15 protein-coding genes are annotated in these 16,822 nt (G+C 32.8%); all 15 read left to right on the forward strand.

Features of this window, described 5'->3' with window-relative positions:
- Positions 1–19 precede the first annotated feature (19 nt).
- The 15 genes from BT156_RS05460 to BT156_RS05530 all read left to right on the forward strand — a co-directional run bounded on the left by BT156_RS05460 (position 20) and on the right by BT156_RS05530 (position 16,797).
- Positions 20–709 carry an ABC transporter ATP-binding protein gene (locus tag BT156_RS05460; protein WP_072407967.1) on the forward strand — a complete coding sequence of 230 codons (690 nt, stop codon included), beginning with the start codon at positions 20–22 and terminating at the stop codon, positions 707–709.
- Positions 710–838: 129 nt separating this feature from the next.
- Entirely contained in the window at positions 839–1,192 is a 354-nt protein-coding gene (locus tag BT156_RS05465; protein ID WP_072407969.1) for a four helix bundle protein, read from the forward strand.
- Positions 1,193–1,324: 132 nt separating this feature from the next.
- Positions 1,325–2,554 carry an ABC transporter permease gene (locus BT156_RS05470; RefSeq protein WP_072407971.1) on the forward strand — a complete coding sequence of 410 codons (1,230 nt, stop codon included), beginning with the start codon at positions 1,325–1,327 and terminating at the stop codon, positions 2,552–2,554.
- A 91-nt stretch (positions 2,555–2,645) separates the two neighbouring features.
- The gene (locus BT156_RS05475) at positions 2,646–3,917 is read left to right on the forward strand and encodes an ABC transporter permease (RefSeq protein ID WP_072407974.1); all 1,272 of its coding nucleotides are present in this window, start codon (positions 2,646–2,648) and stop codon (positions 3,915–3,917) included.
- A gap of 115 nt (positions 3,918–4,032) precedes the next feature.
- Positions 4,033–5,232 (forward strand): efflux RND transporter periplasmic adaptor subunit, encoded by a 1,200-nt coding sequence (locus BT156_RS05480; protein ID WP_072407976.1) that lies wholly within the window; start codon positions 4,033–4,035, stop codon positions 5,230–5,232.
- A gap of 126 nt (positions 5,233–5,358) precedes the next feature.
- On the forward strand, positions 5,359–5,685 hold the full coding sequence (locus BT156_RS05485) for an ArsR/SmtB family transcription factor (RefSeq protein WP_072407978.1): 327 nt from the start codon (positions 5,359–5,361) through the stop codon (positions 5,683–5,685).
- Positions 5,686–5,744: 59 nt separating this feature from the next.
- Complete coding sequence (locus tag BT156_RS05490) at positions 5,745–6,218, forward strand: DUF6428 family protein (RefSeq protein WP_072407980.1); 474 nt, start codon at positions 5,745–5,747, stop codon at positions 6,216–6,218.
- 17 nt (positions 6,219–6,235) lie between these two features.
- On the forward strand, positions 6,236–6,847 hold the full coding sequence (locus tag BT156_RS05495; protein WP_072407982.1) for an arsenate-mycothiol transferase ArsC: 612 nt from the start codon (positions 6,236–6,238) through the stop codon (positions 6,845–6,847).
- Positions 6,848–6,849: 2 nt separating this feature from the next.
- Positions 6,850–7,890, forward strand: a complete 1,041-nt coding sequence (gene arsB / locus BT156_RS05500) for an ACR3 family arsenite efflux transporter (RefSeq protein ID WP_072407984.1) — start codon at positions 6,850–6,852, stop codon at positions 7,888–7,890.
- Positions 7,891–8,017: 127 nt separating this feature from the next.
- Positions 8,018–9,283, forward strand: a complete 1,266-nt coding sequence (glyA, locus tag BT156_RS05505) for a serine hydroxymethyltransferase (RefSeq protein ID WP_054510318.1) — start codon at positions 8,018–8,020, stop codon at positions 9,281–9,283.
- A gap of 57 nt (positions 9,284–9,340) precedes the next feature.
- Positions 9,341–9,799: a regulatory protein RecX gene (locus BT156_RS05510; protein WP_083582298.1), complete on the forward strand. Its 459-nt coding sequence runs from the start codon at positions 9,341–9,343 to the stop codon at positions 9,797–9,799.
- Between the two features lie 525 nt (positions 9,800–10,324).
- On the forward strand, positions 10,325–12,253 hold the full coding sequence (locus tag BT156_RS05515) for a polysaccharide biosynthesis protein (protein WP_072407986.1): 1,929 nt from the start codon (positions 10,325–10,327) through the stop codon (positions 12,251–12,253).
- Positions 12,254–12,288: 35 nt separating this feature from the next.
- Complete coding sequence (locus BT156_RS05520) at positions 12,289–13,107, forward strand: polysaccharide biosynthesis/export family protein (protein ID WP_072407988.1); 819 nt, start codon at positions 12,289–12,291, stop codon at positions 13,105–13,107.
- Between the two features lie 7 nt (positions 13,108–13,114).
- Positions 13,115–15,505 (forward strand): GumC family protein, encoded by a 2,391-nt coding sequence (locus BT156_RS05525; RefSeq protein ID WP_072407990.1) that lies wholly within the window; start codon positions 13,115–13,117, stop codon positions 15,503–15,505.
- Positions 15,502–16,797 carry a nucleotide sugar dehydrogenase gene (locus BT156_RS05530; protein WP_072407992.1) on the forward strand — a complete coding sequence of 432 codons (1,296 nt, stop codon included), beginning with the start codon at positions 15,502–15,504 and terminating at the stop codon, positions 16,795–16,797. The genes BT156_RS05525 and BT156_RS05530 overlap by 4 nt, the downstream gene beginning before the upstream one ends.
- The last annotated feature ends 25 nt before the right edge of the window (positions 16,798–16,822 follow it).

The raw sequence follows: 16,822 nt of genomic DNA on the forward strand, positions 1-16,822 counted from the left end.
ATAAAACATACATCACTTAATGTTAGTAATTCAGGATCTACATAAATCATACGATACAGGGAAAAGCAAGTTGCACGTTCTCAAGGGTATTAATCTTAATATTTCCGAAGGCGAGTTTGTTTCTATTATGGGAAGTTCCGGTTCCGGAAAATCTACACTCCTTAATATTATTGGTATTCTGGATGAAAAAGATTCAGGGACTTATGAGCTGGATAGTGTGCCGATCGAGCATTTATCTGAAATAAAAGCTGCGGAGTACAGAAGTAAATTTTTGGGTTTTATTTTCCAGTCTTTTAACTTGATAGGATATAAAACAGCTTTGGATAACGTTGCCCTTCCTTTATATTATCAAAATGTTCCAAGAAAAGAACGTAACCAAAAAGCAATGGAATATTTGGAAAAAGTAGGTCTTGCTCAATGGGCGAATCACCTTCCTAACGAACTTTCCGGAGGACAGAAACAAAGAGTGGCCATCGCAAGAGCGTTGATCACCAATCCTAAAATTGTTTTGGCCGATGAGCCAACAGGAGCATTAGATTCCAAAACAACACATGATATTATGAAACTTCTTCAGGACATTAATAATGAAGGAAAAACAATCATTGTAGTAACCCACGAACCAGATGTTGCAGCACAGACAAAGAGAAACGTCATTCTAAAAGATGGCATCATTGAAAGTGATGAGTTTATAAAGCAGATTGTTCTATAAAGGTGAATTGTGAATAGTCAATTTTGCTTCGCAAGTGAATTTTGTGAAAGGATAAAATTGGGCAATTGACTCAAAGAAACTGATAGTGACATAAAAAAAACACACAAATGAATATGAAAAAAGAGAAAAATGTTTTTAAACCTGAACCACTATAAACTTGATGTTTATAAATCAGCGAGAGAATTAAGGTTTGAATGTCATAAAATCTTACCGAAAATTCCAGATAGTGAAAGATTTAATTTAATAGATCAAATAAGAAGAGCTTCAACTTCAGTAGTGTTAAATATTACAGAAGGTTGTTCCAGGAAATCTGAAATAGAAAGAAAAAGATATTTTGAAATTTCAAGAGGCTCGGTTATAGAATTAGATTCTTGTTTTGATATAATTATAGAGTGTGATTACGTCAAAAGTGAGGATTTACAAAAAATAGGAAATTTAATTAAGACCACATTTATTTTATTAAGTGGAATGTTAAAAAAGTGAATTGTGAATAATCAATTTTGCTTTGCAAATGAATTTGATGTTAAGTTGAAAAAATTGACAACGAAGTTAATTGACTTCAAAGAAAATTCAAAGCGTAGCTAATTCACTTTTTTACAAAGTAAAAATATATATATGTTTGACTTAGATCGTTGGCAGGAAATATTCAGTTCTATTCGCAGTAATGTATTGCGGACGGTACTTTCGGGATTTACGGTGGCTTTGGGATTATTTATCTTCATTGTTCTTTTCGGAATTGGTACAGGATTGCAAAATGCTTTTACAGAAGGTTTTGCGAGAGATGCCCAAAACCTGATTACTATTTTTACAGGGAAAACAACTATTGCTTATAAAGGTCTGCAGTCGGATAGAACGGTCACAATGAATAATGATGACTATGATTTTCTTGTTAATTCTGATAAAGAAAAGGTAGGAGAGGCTACTCCAAGATATCAATCAAGTTTATTGGTGAAGTATGGTAAAGAGAGTGGAACTTACCAAGTTAACGGAACAGATGCCGAAGAAAAATATATCGAAAACCGTAAAATGCTTGAAGGCCGTTATCTTAATTCTGCAGATTTAGCCAGAAAACAAAACGTAGCGGTAATTGGTAGAATGGTTCAAAGAGATTTAATTAAAAATGGAAGTCCGGTAGGAAAAGACCTGAATATTAATGGAACTATGTTCAAAGTGGTCGGTGTATTTTCTGATGATGGAGGAGACTGGGATGAAAGGCATATTTCGGTTCCTATTACTACGCTGCAGCAAATGAAAAAGGGCTCAGATACCGTAAGTACAGTATTTATTGCCTATAATGACAAATTATCTCCTCAGGAAGCTATAAAATATGGTGATGAACTACAAGATAGACTAAAAGCTAGAAAAAATGTATCTCCAGATGACGAAAACGGAGTTCGTGTACGGAATAATGCGAAGAATATGAATGATACATTCACTTTCATGGCAGTAATTACCGCTATTGTAACATTTATCGGATTGGGAACTTTGCTGGCAGGAATTATCGGGATCAGTAACATCATGGTCTATATCGTAAAAGAAAGAACCAAAGAAATCGGGGTAAGAAAAGCGATTGGTGCAAAACCAAGAAGTATTGTTGCTTTGATCGTTCAGGAAAGTGTGGTGATTACCGTAGTTTCAGGATTTGTAGGAGTAGGTGTCGGCGTATTGGCTTTACATTTAATTGGTGACAGCCTTGAAGAATACTTCATAAAAAGCCCGAGTGTGGGTTGGGGGACAATCGTAATGGCATTTATTGCGCTTGTTTTTTCAGGATTAATTGCGGGATTTGTTCCTGCATATAGAGCTTCGAGAATCCGACCTATTGAAGCATTAAGAACAGAATAGTTAATTGTAAATGGTCAATGGTGAATTTTATCTTCACAGTTGACAAACAAAGTGAATTCACTTTTACAAAGTAAAATATTGATAGTAAAAAATGAACATCTTATTTAAAAAGGATACCTGGCAGGAAATTTATTATTCATTGAAGAATAATAAGCTTCGAACATTCCTTACCATGATTGGAGTGGGATGGGGGATGTTTCTATACGTGAGTCTGCTGGGAGCAGCAAAAGGAATGGAGAACGGTTTTGATAAAGTATTCTCAGGATTTGCAACAAATTCTATTTTTCTTTGGGCGCAAAACACGAATATTCCTTATGAAGGTTTCCCGAAAGGAAGACAAGTACATCTTAATCTTCCGGATATCCAGATGCTTAAAAATAAAATCTCGGAAATTGATTATATCTCTCCACAAAATGCAAGAGGAAGTTTTACGGGAACACCGGGAGAATCAATGTCCAGAAACGGAAAAAATGCAACCTATTCTCTTACCGGAGATTATCCGATAGGAAATAAAATCTCTGAGAAAAAACTGATTTTTGGAAGATATATTAATGACGCAGACGTTTCAGGAAATAAAAATGTAGTAGTAATTGGAGAAGAAGTTTACAAAAACTTTTTCGATTCTAAAAAGAATGAAAACCCGATTGGGAAATCTATTAATGTTAAAGGTATTTTCTTCAATGTTATAGGTGTTTTCCGAGTGAAAAAAGGAGGCGGATTTGAGAATGACCAAACCGTTTTTATTCCTCTTTCTACCTACACGAAAATGTACAATGCAGGAGACAATATCGATATGTTCGCGATTGTTAGTAAGCCCAACGCGAACGTAAATGAAGTGGAAGAACAGGTAAAACTGGCTTTAAAGGCTAAAAATAAAGTTTCACCTGAAGATACAAACGCTTTTGGAAGCTTTAACCTTGGAAAAGAATTTAAAAAACTAACGGGTTTCTTAACCGGAATGCAGTTGTTAACCATAATTGTAGGTGCTTTAACCATTCTTGCGGGGGTAATTGCGATTTCAAATATTCTATTAATTACAGTAAAAGAAAGAACAAAAGAAATTGGGATCAGAAGAGCGTTAGGGGCAAAACCTTCGGAGGTAAGAAACCAGATTTTGCTTGAAAGTGTTGTGATTACGCTATCTTCAGGAATACTCGGTTTTATATTCGGAATTTTTGTTTTAATTATTTTGAATATGGCGACTCAGGGGCAGGATGAATTTCCATTCTATAATCCAACGGTAAACTATGGAAACGTATTTGGAGCGATGGCAGTAATGGTAATTTTGGGATTGATTATCGGGATGATTCCGGCACAAAGAGCAGTGAAAATCAGACCGATTGAAGCATTAAGATCAGAGTAAAAGTTTTTTGAGTTATTAATTACAAGTTTTTACAGAGCGTAATCTTTTAATTTTTAAATCATTTAATATTTATAATAAATAAAAACTATTCAATTTTAAAAAATAAACTAGATATATGAAAAAGAAATTCACTTGGAAAAAAGCCATTTATATATTTTTGGGGCTTTTATTTGCAGTGGCATTATTCTCAGGGATTGGCTACCTTGTAAAGTCGAATTCTAAAGAAAGTGAAGCTTTCCTTACCCGAAGACCAACCATTCAGAATATGGATGATAAAGTAATGGCAACAGGAAAAATTGTTCCAAAAGAAGAAATTGAGATCAAGCCGAATATTGCAGGGATCATCGACAAAATTTTAGTAGATGAAGGAGATAAAGTAACTGCAGGACAGTTAATTGCAACGGTAAGAATTATTCCGAGTGTGAGTGATGTGAATAATGCACAGCAGGAGGTTCAAAATTCTCAGCTTCAGATCAGTAATTCTAAAATGAATGTTGAGAATATGCAGAAGCAGTTTGCGATGCAAGAGAGGTTGTTTAAACAAGGCGTTATTTCTAAGCAGGAATATCTTAATTCTCAACAGCAATTATATACGCAGCAGCAGAATCTTAAAAATGCTAACCAACAGTTGGTAACTGCTCAGAAAAGATTGCAAATTGTAAAAACAGGTGCTACTCCGGAATTACAAGGTTTTGCAACCACGCAGATTCGTTCTAAAGCGGCAGGAACAGTTCTTGAAGTTCCTGTGAAAGTGGGAAGTCAGGTAATTGAAGCCAACTCATTTAACGCCGGAACTACGATTTGTTCTATTGCAGACCTTAGTGCTTTGATCTTCCAGGGTGAAATTGATGAAGCTCAGGCCGGAAAGCTAAAGCAAGGAATGGATATGAAAATAGTAATCGGAGCTTTGCAGAACAAAACGTTCCCTGGGACGCTGACGATGATCGCTCCAAAAGGAAAAGACACCAACGGAACGATAAAATTCCCTGTTGAAGGTGATGTTCAGAATCCTAATAATGACTACATCAGAGCGGGATTCTCTGCCAACGGAGAAATCGTTCTAAGTTCTCAGAAAAATGCTTTGCTATTGGACGAATCATTGGTTCAGTATGAAAAGAAAAATGGTAAAGATGTTCCTTTTGTTGAGGTAAAACAAGCTAACGGAACATTCAAAAAAGTATACGTGAAGTTAGGAGCTAGTGATGGTATCAACGTTCAGGTTCTTTCAGGAATCGATAAAAATTCTGATGTTAAGGTTTGGAACCCGTCTGACAAAGACAAAGAAGAGCTTAAAGAAAAGAAAGACAAGAAATAATAAACTAACTAGATACATTTTATCTGAAGTCCCGAAATTTTTCGGGATTTTTTTTGTTTAAATTTTAAAAAATATTTGGAATTTATATTTATTATCGTAATATTGCGATATAAAATTATTCATAAAATGGGTGCTACCAAAACAGATTTTTTCACGGAAAAGCAAAATCAGATCGCTACCATCGCAAAAGCTTTGGGACATCCTGCCAGAATTGCCATTATAGAATATCTATTGAAAGTAAATGAATGTATTTGCGGAGATATCGTTAATGAGTTGCCGCTTGCTCAGCCAACAGTTTCCCAACATTTGAAAGAACTTAAAAATGCGGGTTTAATCAAAGGAAATATTGAAGGAAACACCATTTGCTATTGTATTGATGATAAAGCTTTCGAAGTTTTAAATACTTATTTTTCGAATATTATTTCTACGGTAAAAAAGCAAAACTGCTGTTAAAAAAAATTTGAACAGTATTATCGTAATATTGCAATTTAACAATTTAAAATACATAAAAAATGACTCTAGAACAGATTAAAAATATTCTACCATCACTAGAAAACGTAGAATTTCAATTAGAAAATGGAAAGTTTGTCCCTGAACATTTCCATGTCACAGAAATCGGAATGGTTACCAAAAATTTTATAGATTGTGGAGGAACCATGAGAAAAGAAGAAAGAGTGAATTTTCAACTTTGGAATGCTGATGATTTTGAACATCGCTTAAAACCTGGAAAACTTTTGCATATTATCAATCTTTCAGAAGAAAAATTAGGAATCGGAAATTTTGAAATCGAAGTAGAATATCAAGACACAACCATTGGAAAATATGATCTTGATTTTAATGGAAAGAATTTTATACTTAAAAATAAAGTAACAGCTTGTCTGGCTCAGGAGGCTTGCGGAATTCCTCAGGAAAAGCAAAAAATAAATCTGAGCGAACTAAAAAATAATCAGGATTCTTGCTGTACACCCAATTCAGGCTGTTGTTAATTTTTTAAATAAATGATATGAATGCTAAGTTATCAGAATACATAGAAGAAATTCTTGCTACAGAAATTAGTCAAGAAAGGAAAATCACTTTACAGCCATTAGTAGATTTTATCCAGCAAAAAGTCAAAGATCAGAAACCAATTAACATCAACTTTATTTGTACTCACAATTCACGGAGAAGTCATTTGGCGCAGATTTGGGCACAAATAGCGTCGGAACATTTTAATATTCCTTGTGTAAACTGCTATTCCGGAGGGACAGAAACAACGGCTGTGTTTCCTAAAATTATAGAAACATTAGTAGGTGTAGGCTTTACTATTTGGAAATTAAGTGAAAGCGAAAATCCGATATATGCCATAAAATATGATGAAAACGCTTTACCAATTATTGGATTTTCTAAAAAATATGATGATATTTTTAATCCGGTCAGTGATTTTGCCGCGATTATGACGTGTTCACAAGCAGATGGCGGTTGTCCTTTTATTCCGGGAGCCGAAAAACGTATTCCTATTACATTTGATGATCCAAAAATAGCAGATAACACAATGGAGCAAACTAAAATATACCAAGAGAGAAGCTTACAAATAGCGGTCGAAATGTTTTATGTGTTCTCTAAAATAAAGAACTAAAAATGAAAACTGAATTAAAATTTCTGGACAGATATTTAACGCTTTGGATTTTTCTGGCAATGCTCATCGGAGTAGGATTGGGGTATTTTTTTCCTGCGATTTCTGAGATTAACAACTCACTTTCTGCGGGTACAACCAATATACCTTTAGCCATTGGGTTGATATTAATGATGTATCCGCCATTGGCAAAAGTAGATTATTCATTATTACCACAAGTTTTTAAGGATAAAAAAGTGATATCTATTTCGCTGATATTAAACTGGATTGTTGGTCCTGTTTTAATGTTTGTCCTCGCAGTTATTTTCCTTAAAAATGAACCTGATTTTATGATAGGATTGATCCTGATCGGCTTGGCAAGGTGCATTGCGATGGTTATTGTTTGGAATGATTTGGCAAAAGGAAACCGAGAATATGCAGCTTTGTTAATTGCTTTGAATAGTATTTTTCAAATTATATCCTACAGTTTTCTGGTTTGGCTGTTCATCAATATACTTCCACAAAAATTAGGATTGGGCAATTTTAATGTTTCTGTTTCGATTCGGGATGTAACGGGAAGTGTGTTAATTTATTTGGGAATTCCTTTCTTAGCTGGTTTTTTAACGCGTTATTTTCTTACAAGATCAAAAGGAAAAGAGTGGTATAACCGTAAATTTATTCCCGCAATTTCACCAGTTACTTTATATGCGTTATTGTTTACCATTGTATTGATGTTTAGTTTAAAAGGGGATAAAATAATAGAACTACCAATGGATGTTGTAAAAGTTGCCATCCCATTGATGATCTATTTTGTATTCATTTTTTTCATTAGCTTTTTTATCAACAAATCTTTGAAAGTTCCTTACGATAAAAATGTTTCAATAGCTTTTACAGCGACAGGAAATAATTTTGAATTGGCTATTGCGGTTAGTATTGCAGTTTTTGGAATACATTCGGCTCAGGCATTTGTAGGAGTAATCGGGCCTTTGGTAGAAGTTCCTGTCTTAATTTTATTGGTAAAAGCAAGTCTATATCTTAAAAAAAGGTATAAATTAATAGGAAATTAGGAACTAATTATGAGTAAATCAATGAATAATATTTAAATTTTTAGTCCAAAAATCATCATTCAGGATACCGAAATCTAGCTTAAAAATCCGTATATTTGGGGTGAAAAAATTCAAAATCTAAAAGTAAATGGACATTATTTTCGACCTTATTGAAAAAGAAAGACAAAGACAATCCCATGGATTAGAGTTGATTGCATCAGAAAACTTTGTTTCTGAAAATGTAATGAAAGCAATGGGAAGCGTATTGACTAATAAATATGCAGAAGGATATCCGGGTAAAAGATATTACGGAGGATGTGAAGTAGTAGATGAGGTTGAAACATTGGCGATCGACAGAGCGAAAGAGCTTTTCGGAGTTGATTATGTAAACGTTCAGCCGCATTCTGGTTCTCAGGCTAATGCAGCAATTTACCTGGCAGTTTTGAAACCTGGAGACAAAATCATGGGTATGGATCTTTCAATGGGAGGTCACCTTACTCACGGTTCTGCAGTTAATTTCTCAGGAATTCAATATAATGTAGTTTCTTACGGGGTTCAGCAGGAAACAGGTTTGATTGATTATGATCAAATGAGAGAAGTTGCTTTAAGAGAAAGACCAAAAATGTTGATCGCTGGTTTCTCTGCGTATTCAAGAGATTTGGATTATGCTAAATTCAGAGAGGTTGCAGATGAGATCGGAGCTACACTTTGGGCGGATATTGCTCACCCTGCAGGTTTGGTTGCAAAAGGATTATTAAATTCTCCATTTGCACATTGCCATGTGGTAACAACAACTACTCACAAGACATTAAGAGGTCCAAGAGGGGGAATGATCATGATGGGTAAAGATTTTGAAAATACCTACGGTCACAAAACTCCAAAAGGAGAAACTAAAATGATGAGCCAGGTTCTTGACGGAGCTGTTTTCCCGGGAATTCAGGGTGGTCCGTTAGAGCACGTTATTGCTGGTAAAGCAATTGCTTTCGGTGAAGCGTTGGATGTTCAGTTTGAAACGTATGCTAAACAAGTTAAATCTAATGCTCAGGCTTTAGCAAAAGCAATGGTAAGCAGAGGTTTTGATATTGTAAGTGGCGGAACAGACAATCACTTGATGTTGGTAGATCTTAGAAATAAGGGCGTAAACGGTAAAGAAACTGAAAAAGCGCTTGTAAAAGCTGATATTACTTGTAATAAAAATATGGTTCCGTTTGATGATAAGTCACCATTCACAACTTCTGGAATCAGATTGGGAACTGCAGCGATCACAACAAGAGGATTGAAAGAAAATGATATGGAAACGATTTCAGAATTAATCTCTGAGGTGGTTGATAATATTAAAAATGAAGAGGTTCTTACTTCTGTAAGAAAAAAAGTTAATGAATTAATGGAAGGTAAAGCGTTATTTAATTATTAATATTTACCGAATTTAAAATATAAAGAATGGGCTTATGCTCATTCTTTTTTTATAGCTATGGAAAAGAAATCTTTCACTTTTGATGAAATCAAGCTGAAACTGGTGAACTATTGTGTTTATCAGGATCGTTGTCACGCAGAAGTAGAGCAGAAAATGCGGGAATTTATGTTGATTGATGAAGCTAAAGATGAAATCATACTTTATCTTTTAAAGGAAAATTATCTTAATGAAGAAAGATTTACCCGAAGTTACATCCGTGGAAAGTTTTATATAAAGCATTGGGGAAAAAATAAGATTAAAATTAATTTGAAACAGAAACAGATTTCAGAAAAACTAATAAATAAATGTTTTGATGAAATTGATGAATCAGATTATGAAAAAACGTTAAAAAAAATCTTTGAAGATTACTATTCTAAGCAAACAGATTTGAAGGAATATCAGAGAAAATCAAAGACTATTAAATATTTGATGGGCAAAGGTTTTGAATATGAAAAAATAAATGATATTTTTGATTAAACAATAAAAAGTATATGATATTAATTGAAAATTCTAGATATTAGAATATATCAAAAGCTAAAAACTATGATTTTTATCAAGAAATTCTTAAAGATAATGATTGAATAAATTAAATCTGTTTTCGAACTCAATATTTTTTTATTCCAACTATTAGCTAAATGCAATTATATAGATAATATTTTTTTATTAAAAGAAAATATAAGAGATTTTTTACAGAATAATATAGAAGTCAGCTATTTATAGAGTTGGATACATTTACATCTACTTTATCAGAAATATAAATTATTCAGGATGTTTTTTCTGGTATAATTTTTGCCAATGGTTTGTGCTTGCCATCATGAACTAACCTTATTGATACTTGTAGAAAAAAGGATTATTGAGATTTTCAGAAATACTAAAATTTAAATTTATTTTTTAAATAGTAAGCATAGATGAAATTTTATTTTAATTTTGCAAGATTGATATAACTATTAATAATGAATATCAGGTTTTATACCTTATTAAATATGAACACAAATAACGACAATGTATAATTCTCTTAGAAATAAAATGTTTGGAGGGGATAATGTTGTCAATCTCTCAGATGTAAGATACCTTCCCAGATGGATAATACTTGTAATAGACATTATTATTCTGGTAGTATCCTTATTTCTTTCAACCTACATCATTGAAAAAATCAGTATAAAAGAATTCATTTATCATGATAATGAAAACATTGTTTTTGTTTCTATCATCCTGGTAAATGTCATATTAATGTATTTTTTTAAAACTTATGCCGGGATTATTAGGCATTCAACATTTATAGATTTATTTAAATTATTGATCTCATGCTTCTGTACAATGTTCATTGTAGGAACGATCAATATGGTCTATTTCTGGACTACCGGGGAGAAATTCATCCTTACTCCTTATCTCATTCTTTATTTCATCATCTCCTTTATGGGGTTGTTTCTTTTTAGATTGTATGTAAAAGAATTTTTCCATATCGTAAGAGAATACCGAAGAAGTGCATTAAAGAAAAGAATCTTAGTCTTGGGTATTGATGAGCAATCTATTGCTATTGCAAGAGCTATTTTAGATAATCCTAGCCTGCCGTACCAAGTTGTAGGATTTCTTACTCAAAGAACTGATTCTAAAAGAGCTTCATTGTTAGGAAAACCTATTTTTGAAAAGAAAAGAATTGAAGAAAATTCTAAAGAAGATCTTATCATAGATGGTGTAATTATCGTTAAAGAAATGATGTCTAAAGATGAGATGAATTCGTGGGTGAATTTATTTTTAGAAAAAGATTTAAATATTTTCAAAGCGCCATCCGTACAAAAGCTGAGAGATAATGACTTAGGAGTTTCGATCAAAAATCTTCAAATTGAAGATCTGCTGAACAGAAAACCTATAAAAATTGAAAATGAAGAGGTTAAGAGCAGACATTACAATAAAAACGTTTTAGTAACAGGAGGTGCCGGCTCTATCGGCAGTGAAATTGTAAGACAGGTAGCGCAATTTAATCCTTCTCTGATTGTTGTATTGGATCAAGCAGAGACTCCATTATATGATATAGAATTGGAGATGAAGGAAAAATTTCCTCATATTAGATTCAAATTTGTTTTAGCAGATGTTTCAAACAAACATAGAATTGAGCCATTATTCCAGATGTATAACTTTTCAATGGTTTATCATGCTGCAGCTTATAAACACGTTCCTTTGGTTGAAGAAAATCCGCATGAAGCAATTTTAGTCAATATTTTAGGTTCAAAAAATGTCTCCACTTTATCAAGTAAATATAAAGTGAACAGATTTGTAATGGTTTCTACAGATAAGGCTGTTAATCCTACCAATGTTATGGGAGCTTCTAAAAGGGCTTCGGAGCTTTTTGTGCAGTCTTTACAGAATGTTGAGGGTAATGTTACTAAATTTATTACAACACGGTTTGGAAATGTTTTAGGATCTAATGGCTCTGTTATTCCACATTTTAAGAGACAGATTGAAGCTGGGGGACCTGTTACCATTACCCATCCGGATATTGTAAGATATTTCATGACCATTCCTGAAGCTTGTGAATTGGTTTTACAGGCAGGAACGATGGGACAAGGAGGAGAGATTTTTGTATTTGATATGGGAGAGCCTGTAAAAATATTGGATCTAGCCAAAAGAATGATAAAACTGTCTGGTTTTGAACCAAATATTGATATTAAAATAATTTATACAGGTTTAAGGCCTGGTGAAAAATTATATGAAGAGCTATTAAGTGATAATGCAAAAACGCTTCCTACTCATAATGAAAAGATTATGATTTCTAAAGATCCAACAATGGATTTCTCTGATATTGAAACTTTGGTAAATACGATAACGAGAGCTTCAATAAGACGAGATAAGGTAGATGTAGTAAGGATTTTGAAAATAATTGTTCCAGAATTTAGAAGTAATAATTCTGTCTACGAAGTTTTAGATAAATAGAAAAATATAAATGTATATTTGTACAATTTTAAAATATGAAGGGTAAAATATTGGCCATATTTTTTTTGGTTTTATTAGTTGGATGTAAAACTAATCCGAAAAAAAATAATGATCTGAACTATATGCAAAATATAGAGCAGATAGCAACAGAAGCATCAGCGAAAAATTCAAATTCCACAATACAGGTAGGAGATCAATTGATTATCCTAATCACGGCTAAAGATATGGATGTTGTAAAACCATTTAATCAAAATTATTCTTCATCTGAACTGGTTCAATCAAATGCATTAGCAGGAGGAAATACCCCTAATCAGGGCGTAACCACTGTTTTTGGTCCAACATATATAGTGGATACAGAGGGTAATATTGATTTTCCTGTTTTAGGTAGAATTAATACAAAAGATAAATCCTTAGTTGATTTTAAGGAGGAGCTTCGCAATAGGATGACAAAATATATCATCAATCCTACGATAAGCGTAAGAATTACAAATTTCAAAATTACTGTATTAGGAGAAGTAAATAAACAGGGAGATTACACACTTGCTAATGGGCAGGGTACAATTCTAAATGCATTAGGTCTTGCTGGTGATTTAACGATGTACGGAAAAAGAAGTGATGTTCTTGTAATAAGAACCGAAAACGGAGTTATTACACACGGAAAAGTTAATCTGCAGGATGCTAACCTTATTAATTCTCCTTATTATAATTTAAAACAAGGTGACGCCATTATTGTCTCTTCTAATAATACCAGAGATGTTGCAGCTAAACAGAACCCTAATACTGGACTTTATTTAACTGCGGCTTCCATAGCTATAACAGCAGTAGCAGTAGTAGTAAGTTTATTTAAGAAATAAAAAACTAATGAACGACCAACCTTCACAAACTTCAGAAGTGCAAAATACCTCCAATAGTATTGATATTAATGAAATTATAAAACCATATGTAAGAAAATGGCCATGGTTTATTATTTCGGCAATTATATTTATAGCATTAGCCTATATTGCTTTAAAATTTGCAACACCTGTTTACAGAATACAGTCAACTATTTTAATTAAAGACTCTAAAAATACCCCTTCAGGAGGCGATATAAATGTATTGCAGGATTTATCTGGTCTCGGAGGGATGAAGACCAATAGTGTAGACAATGAAATAGAAATCCTAAGGTCAAAAAAACTAATGCGTGATGTTGTTATTACCGAAAATCTTCAAACGGATATTTTTGTAAAAAACAAATTAAAAGAAACAGAATTATATAAGGCTTCATCACCAGTAATTGTTAGGGTTATTAATGAAAAACCATTAGGTAAATTTCCTAGCGAAAAGCTTAAACTGCATATTAAAGGAAACGATTTAGTTATTTCTTCGGATGAGCTTGGTAAAAGTATCAACTCTAGTTTTAATAAGACAATAAGTTTACCTTATGCAAATATTATTATTTCAAAAAATAATAAATTTAATTCTGATATTAATAAAGGGTTAAATGTTAACGAGTTAGAATTAAGTATCTCAACACTTGAAGACAAAGTAACTTATTTTCAAAGCATATCTAATATTGATTTGGCAAATAAAAATACAACAGTTGTTGCATTAGGGCTAAACTATCCTCAACAAAACAAAGCAATAGACATTCTTAATGCTTTAGTTGTTGCCTATAACAATGATGCTATAACCGATAAAAATATGGAATCCAAAAAGACATTGGATTTTATTGAAGAAAGAGTAAAAAAGCTTTCACTAGAGCTAGGGCAGGTAGAGGATCAGAAAGAGAATTTTAAATCAAAAAATAATTTAACGGATATTGGGACTGAGGCTAAAATAGATTTAGAAAGTTCTGCCGGAGCGAGAGTAAAGCAATTAGATCTTGATGCTCAGTTAGAGTTAACAAATGCTTTAATAGGATTTGTTTCAAATCAAGGACAGTATCAAGTTTTACCTTCCAATGTGGGATTAAATAACCCCGATGCTATTGCAGGAATTACAGCCTATAATCAATTAGTTTTACAGAGAAACAGATTATTAGAATCTGCTACACCTGAAAACCCTACTGTTATTGATATTACTAAGCAGATAACTACAATGCGTTCTGCCATAACACAAAGCTTACAAAGAAATAAAACGGGTCTTGAGTTAGCCAGAAATGAATATCTAGGGGAACAAAATAAGATATCCGGAAAAATATCTAAACTTCCTACCATTGAAAAAATATTTAGAGGTATAGAAAGACAACAGCAAATAAAAGAGAATCTATATTTGCTTTTACTTCAAAAAAGAGAAGAAACAGCAATATCTCAATCTATTACGGCACCTAAAGGCAGAGTGATAGATCAAGCGTATGCTTCTAGTGTTCCTGTTGCACCAAAAAAAATGATGATACTGTTGGTGGCTCTTTGTATTGGATTGATTGTACCTTTTATAATTATCTATTTGAGAGAGTTATTAAACGATAAAATTGTTACCAAACATGATTTGGAGAAACTGGTACATGCACCAGTTATCGCAGAACTACCGAGTTTAGAGAAAGGAGATTCTGATATTGTTCAAATGAATGATATCACGCCAATGGCTGAAGCATTCAGAATTCTTATCACCAATATGAATTTTATGCTTCCAAAAGATAAAAAGGGGAAGGTTGTTTTTGTAACATCAACTGTAAAAGGAGAAGGTAAAACATTCACATCTGTTAATTTAGCTTTAACCTTGGCTAATCCTAAAAAGAAAACAATTATTATAGGATCTGATATTAGAAACCCTCAATTACAAAGATATAATCCTGCTAGAAAGGGGTTGACTGGACTTACAGAATATCTTTATTCGGATCAGACGAAATTAGATGAAATTATTCATGTTTCTTCTTTTAATCCTCATTTGGATGTAATTTATTCAGGAATGATTCCACCAAACCCTACAGAATTATTATCAAATGGAAGATATGAAATCCTTATTGCTGAATTAAAACAAAGATATGAATATGTAATCTTGGATACAGCTCCCTTACTTTTAGTAACAGATACCTTCCTTGTTTCTGAGCTGGCAGATGTTACAATCTATGTTTCAAGATCTAAATACACAGAAAAGGCATTGGCAGAATTTGCTAATAACAATGTTGATAATAATAAAATTAAAAATGTTGGGTTTGTCTTAAATGATGTAAGTAGAGAAAACTTAGGTTACAGTAACAAGTATGGTTACGGCTACAATAATCATAAGGAAAAAACATGGTTAGAGAAAATTAAAGATAAATTTAGCAAATGATGAATACATATAAGATAGCTGTTATAGGGCAAGGTTACGTTGGTTTACCTTTGTCATTAGAATTTGCTAATCATTATTCTGTTTTAGGATTTGATATAAATTTTCAAAGAGTTAACGAACTTAATGGAGGAGAAGATATAACACTGGAGGCAGATATAAAAAAGCTTCATCAAGGGTTAGAAAACTACAAAAAATCGAATGGTAGTATTGGCTTCAAGGCTACAAATAAACTGTCTGACATTGCTCAGTCTAATATATATATAGTAACTGTGCCCACTCCGATTGATAAGTATAATGCTCCCGATTTAAAGCCCCTTCTTTCCGCATCACAAATGCTTGGTGGGGTAATAAAAAAAGGAGATATTATCATATATGAATCTACGGTTTTCCCTGGATGCACAGAGGAAGACTGTGTGCCGGTATTAGAAAAGTATTCTAATCTAAAATTTAATGAAGATTTTTATGTGGGATATTCGCCGGAAAGAATTAATCCCGGAGATAAAATTAATACCCTTACCAGTGTTAAAAAAGTAACTTCCGGTTCTACAGAGGATATTGCTGAAGAAGTAGATAACTTATACAAAAAAATTATAACGGCAGGAACACATAAAGCGCCAAGTATTAAAGTTGCTGAGGCCTCTAAAGCTATTGAAAATGCTCAAAGAGATGTCAATATTTCTTTTGTAAATGAATTAGCTCTTATTTTTGACAGGATTGGGATTGACACCCATGATGTTTTGGAAGCTGCAGGAACAAAATATAATTTTCTTAAATATAAACCAGGACTGGTTGGGGGGCATTGTATTTCTGTAGATCCTTATTATTTGGCTCATAAAGCTGAACAGTTGGGATACCATCCGGATGTTATCTTATCAGGACGCAGGGTAAATGATTCTATTGCAAAATTTATTGCATCTAAGGTCGTAAAACTTCTTATAGCTAAAGGAGGGATTATTAAAGGTTCTAAATCATTGATTTTAGGAGTTACCTTTAAGGAAAATTGTCCTGATGTTAGAAATACTAAAGTTTTAGATATATTTAATGAACTGATTGATTATGGGATTGATGTAGACATCTTTGATCCTTGGGCTAGTAAAAAAGAAGTCAAAAATGAATATGGAGTTGATATTTTGAATGAACTGGCAGAAGGAGAAAAATATGATTCTATTATTATTGCTGTTTCTCATAACGAGTTCCTTACAATGGATTTCGCTAAATTAAAAAAAGAAAACACAGTAATTTTTGATGCTAAAGCGTGTATTGACAGAAGGTTGGTAGATGCAAGATTATAATATTTATTTTATAATAAATATCGAT

Origin of the sequence: Chryseobacterium limigenitum (assembly GCF_900114875.1) — a bacterium.
GTDB lineage: Bacteria > Bacteroidota > Bacteroidia > Flavobacteriales > Weeksellaceae > Chryseobacterium > Chryseobacterium limigenitum.